At 54.7% G+C, this 5,143-nt stretch carries 3 protein-coding genes; 2 read left to right on the top strand and 1 reads right to left on the bottom strand.

Annotated features, from left to right (window positions below):
• Positions 1 to 175: 175 nt before the first annotated feature.
• The gene (locus tag LLF78_08070; protein MCE5202450.1) at positions 176 to 829 is read right to left on the bottom strand and encodes an SYNERG-CTERM sorting domain-containing protein; all 654 of its coding nucleotides are present in this window, start codon (positions 827 to 829) and stop codon (positions 176 to 178) included.
• Between the two features lie 285 nt (positions 830 to 1,114).
• Between LLF78_08070 and ileS the strand changes: the two genes are divergently transcribed.
• Both ileS and LLF78_08060 read left to right on the top strand, forming a co-directional pair.
• Entirely contained in the window at positions 1,115 to 3,895 is a 2,781-nt protein-coding gene (ileS, locus tag LLF78_08065; GenBank protein ID MCE5202449.1) for an isoleucine--tRNA ligase, read from the top strand.
• A 13-nt stretch (positions 3,896 to 3,908) separates the two neighbouring features.
• Entirely contained in the window at positions 3,909 to 4,892 is a 984-nt protein-coding gene (locus tag LLF78_08060; protein ID MCE5202448.1) for an RluA family pseudouridine synthase, read from the top strand.
• Positions 4,893 to 5,143: the final 251 nt, after the last annotated feature.

Genomic DNA, 5,143 nt, shown 5'->3' with positions numbered 1-5,143 from the left:
GGAAAACAGAACCTTGTGTTTTTTCACCTTTGTCCTCCGGGCTTATAAGGCATGATCAAGTATTATAACTCAATCATGCTCATGAAACAGCAGTATGCGATTTTTGTCACTGCATCAAAAAGCCCCTCCGTGCGAAGGGGCTCTTTTGACATCGGCTTTATTTATGTGTGCTGCGTTACTTTTTCTTGCGGAAGTAAATAAGCGGAACAGCCGCGAAGAGCAGGAGCCCCGCGAATCCGGCGTTGCATCCGCTGTCGCCGCCGCCCGATGATGTTCTGGTCTCGGCGATAATAACGTCGTTGGAGGTGAAGAAATCCGCAGGCGCGTCGACGGTGAAGGTCAAATCAGAGGAAACCAGATCAGGGCTGGTCAGGTTTGCCTCAAAAGCATGGTATTCGTTGGGTCTATATTTCTGTGTGCCACTTTTGGCCTTAATAAAAGCATAAAGATGCGATTTTGCGCCGTACGTCGGGTAGTTTTTCAGCGTAATATCCACATGGTCTGCAGATGTGGTACCATAATTTTCAATATTGATGCTCAGCGTCGTCTGCACGTAGACCCTGTTTATTGTATCCCCTGGAAGGTTGATAATATCGGCTGTAAAGTCATCAGAAGCGTTTCCGACGGGAGCTACGCCTACAAGCGTCGCCTGCCCTGACGGAACAACGACGTCTGATGAGGATGGATTATAATCAATTGCAGCTTCCAGATAGACGCGAGCATGGGGGTCTACGTGTCCGCCATGTCCGCCAGGCTCGTCCTGGGCGAAAGCAAATCCTGCAAAAGACAGCAATACCGCTATGCATAACAACAAAGCAAATTTTTTCATTGTCTAAACTCCTCCTTTTTTGTGTGTACCCTTGTGTATCCTCTTTCCGCCTTAGCGGGATCCGATAAAAAACCAATGTACATTATATCCTAATAAACTGAAGCTATAATAACAACATATGATGCCCATGTCAATCAAATAAATCAAGAGATCTGGGCTAATCTGCGCCAGGCCGCCTGCGCCTCTTGCCCTCCCGCACACTGGCATTTATAATAGCGAGATTGTGTATTATTATGGGATCCTCATCACTTGGGATGTCCATTTAAGTTATTAGGAGGTATATTGATGGCGAACGATTACAAGGATACACTCTTTCTTCCGCAGACCTCTTTTCCTATGCGGGCGAATCTTTCGCAGCGAGAACCGGAATTTCTGAAATTCTGGCATGACATGGATCTATATGGGGAGCTCAGGAAGAAAAACAGGGGCAAGCCCTCGTTCATTCTCCACGACGGGCCTCCCTACGCAAACGCCAGCATACATATCGGGACCGCGACGAACAAGATACTCAAGGATTTTGTCGTCAAGTATAAGTGGCAGCGCGGCTATTTTGCCCCCTATGTGCCCGGCTACGACACGCACGGCCTCCCCATAGAGCTGAAGGTCCTCAAGGAGCAGGGGCTTGACAGGGATAATATAAGTCCTGTGGAGCTTCGCGAAAAGTGCTCCGCCTATGCAAAGAGCTTTGCGAAGATCCAGACGGAACAGTTCAAGCGCCTCGGCGTTATAGGGGACTGGGAGCATCCTTATATGACCCTCGTTCCCGCATACGAGGCCACCCAGACAGAGGGTTTCGCCGACATGGTCGACAAGGGCTTCGTATACAAGGGGCGCAAGGCCATCTACTGGTGCACGGACTGCCAGACGGCACTTGCCGCGGCGGAGATAGAATATTCCGACGAGACATCGCCTTCGATTTTCGTCGCCTACAGTTATACGGATGCGGGCAAGGTATTTCCGGAGCTTGCCGGCAGGGACGTGGACGTTATCATTTGGACCACTACCCCGTGGACTCTGCCCGCTTCGATGGCTGTGGCTGTACACCCGCGTTTCGACTACGGGTTCTACCGCGCGGGAGATAAATACTATCTCATCGCGCAGGGGCTCAGGGACGAAGTGGAAAAAGCCACGGGGCTCGTCCTGGGCGAGCCTGTGATATCCTGCAAGGGCGCTCAGCTTGAGAACAGCAAAGCCATGCATCCTTTCTACGACAGGGAGATCCCAATTGTACTGGCGGAATACGTGACCCTTGAATCCGGGACCGGCTGTGTCCACACCGCGCCGGGGCACGGGACCGAGGACTATGAGACGGGAGTTCGCTACGGCCTGGATATATACAATCCCGTCGACGAGACGGGCCATTACTATATGGATACGCCGATATTCGGAGGCATGCCGCTTGCCGCAGGTGAAAAGAAGGTCTTCGAGCTGCTGGGCGGATCAAAGAGGCTCCTTGGCAGCCATAAGATAACCCACTCATACCCGCACTGCTGGCGCTGCAAGAAGCCGGTGATCTTCCGCGCTACGGAGCAGTGGTTCGTCTCTGTAGCGGATTTCAGGGACAAGGCGCTCAAGTGCATCGACGAGGTCATCTGGATCCCTGAATGGGGCAAGGAACGCATAACAAATATGGTCAGGGACCGCTCTGACTGGTGCATCAGCCGGCAGAGGACGTGGGGCGTCCCAATCCCCGCGTTTTACTGCGAGGACTGCGGAGAGGTCATACTGACAGGCGACAGGGTCCGCAGGGTCGCCGACATGATCAGGGAAAACGGCAGCAACTGCTGGTGGAGCATGACTCCCGAAGAGCTTACAGGAGATCTGGCGGTCTGCCCGAAGTGCGGCGGCAGGCGCCTGCGCAAGGATTCAGATATAATGGACGTCTGGTTCGATTCCGGGTCAAGCCATGCGGCTGTCCTTGAAAACTGGGAGGATCTGAGCTGGCCTGCGGATATGTACCTTGAGGGCAGCGACCAGCACCGCGGATGGTTCCAGACATCGCTGCTCAACAGCGTTGCGACCCGCGGGACCGCACCCTACAGGATGGTCCTGACCCACGGATTCATCATGGCCGGGGACGGCAGAAAGATGTCCAAGTCTCTCGGCAATTCTATGACGCCGGATAAAATAATAGATAAAAACGGCGCTGACATCCTGCGCCTCTGGGTCGCTTCCTCCGACTACCGCGGCGACGTCCGTATCTCGCAGGAGATATTCGACAATCTTATCGAGTCGTACCGGCGCATCAGAAACACAGCCCGCTTTCTGCTGGCGAACCTCAAAGGGTTCGATCCGGCTAAGGATCCGCTCCCGCATTCGGAGCTCACGCAGATAGACCAGTACATACTGATCAAGCTTGAAAAGCTGCGTTCAAGGGCTACGACAGGTTTTGACGAATACGAGTTCCATCAGCCGATGACCCTCATCCACCAGTTCTGCGACAACGAGCTCAGCTCTTTCTATATAGATGTCAGCAAGGACAAACTCTATGCCGACGGTGAACACGACCATAGCCGCCGCTCTATACGCACCGTGATGTGGGAGGTCCTCAATACCATAACAAGGATGATGGCGCCCGTGCTCTCGTTCACATCGGAGGAGATATGGCAGCAGATGCGCGGTATGGACCCGACGCTGCCCGAGAGCGTACTGCTCACGGACTGGCCGGAGGATCTCAGCCAGGGGCTCGATCCGTCTGTCGAGGATCTCTGGGATAAGGTGATGAATGCAAGGCAGGGAGTGCTGCGCGGTCTCGAAGCCGCAAGGGGCAGGGGCATCATCGGGCACCCGCTGGACGCTCACGTGCAGATAAAGCTCAGCGATTACTATAAAGGGCTTGCCGGAAAGATAAGCGACGAGACATGGGAGACGGTGCTCATCGTTTCGTCCTGCGAGGTCGTCGATGAGGTGCGCGGCGCGGAGGTCGTGCACGAGGACGAGACGACAGGGCTCACGATAGGCATAAGCAGGTCTGCGGACGAGAAATGCCCGCGCTGTTGGAAGAGACGCCCCGAAGTAGCGGCGAACGGGCTTTGTGACCGCTGCAGAGATGTGCTCGGAAGGTAACGTGGAAAATAATATGTCAGAAGCGGGGGAGAGGGAGACCTCTTCCCTGTTTTTCTATGGCGACGAAGGGGCTGCCGGCGATGTTGCCGTGCAGCAGTCCTTTACCGTTGCCGGCGATATGGCGGGCCACAGGATCGATTTCGTGCTGTCGCGGGCAATGGGCATAAGCAGGGGATTTTCTCAGAAACTGATCAAAGAGGGACGCGTCTCACTGGTCCCCGAAAGGCGCATAAAGCCATCGATAAAGGCCGCGGAAGGTGATGTGATGAACGTCACGGTGCCGCCGCCGGAAGTTCTGGACCTTGAGCCCGAGGATGTGCCTTTCGATGTTATATGGCATGACGATGATATAATCGTGGTAAACAAGCCGGCAGGCCTTGTCGTGCACCCCGCGCCCGGGCACTGGAGCGGCACGCTGGTCCACGGGCTTCTGTACAGGTTTCCCGACATGGGGAACCTCAACGGCGTGCGGCGCCCCGGCATAGTGCACAGGCTGGACGCCACGACTTCCGGCCTTATGGTGGTCGCGCGCAACGGGCTCGCCCAGGAGGGCCTGTTCAGGGATTTCAAGTCGCGCAGGGTAGAGAAGGAGTATCTTGCCCTATGTTATGGCACGCCGCCTTCAAAGGAGGGCGTGATACGCTATCCCGTAGGCAGGGACCCGTACAACAGGCTGAGGATGGCCGTTGTCGACGACGGCAGGGACGCATGGACGGATTACAGCGTGATATGGAGCAAAAACGGTTATTCATTCGTCAGATGCCGCCTGCATACAGGCAGGACGCACCAGATACGCGTCCACATGCGGGCGATAAACTGCCCGCTCGTAGGGGACAGGCTGTATGCTCCGTCCCAAAAATCCCCGTTTGGCGAAGAACGTATATTCCTTCACTCATGGAGGCTTGCCTTTGTCCACCCCAGGACCGCAGCCAAAATGGAATTCCGCGTCCCGCTGCCCCGGGAACTGGGAGATTTTCTGAAGGAAGCGAGGAGATGAGGCGGGGGATCTTCCCTTACCGCGGTTTTCCGCGATATCCTTTTTTCGGCGGCACATACCCTAAATCTCTTTATTGAATTATACTAATGCCATCACAGTGGATGGGCGGTGTTGTCTATGCTTTGCAAGGGCAGTTCTGATGTGATCTATAAGAGGTCCCTGGATACGGATTTTGATACGGGAGCTTTCATCTCAGAGGTCCGCAGGATCCTGCCTTCGCTGAATGAATTCGATACATGGATACGCTCAGG

Source organism: Synergistaceae bacterium, from assembly GCA_021372895.1.
In the GTDB taxonomy this organism is placed as follows: Bacteria; Synergistota; Synergistia; order Synergistales; family Synergistaceae; genus JAJFTP01.
Note: the sequence above shows the minus strand (reverse complement) of the source record. Positions and strands in the feature narration are given on the sequence as shown.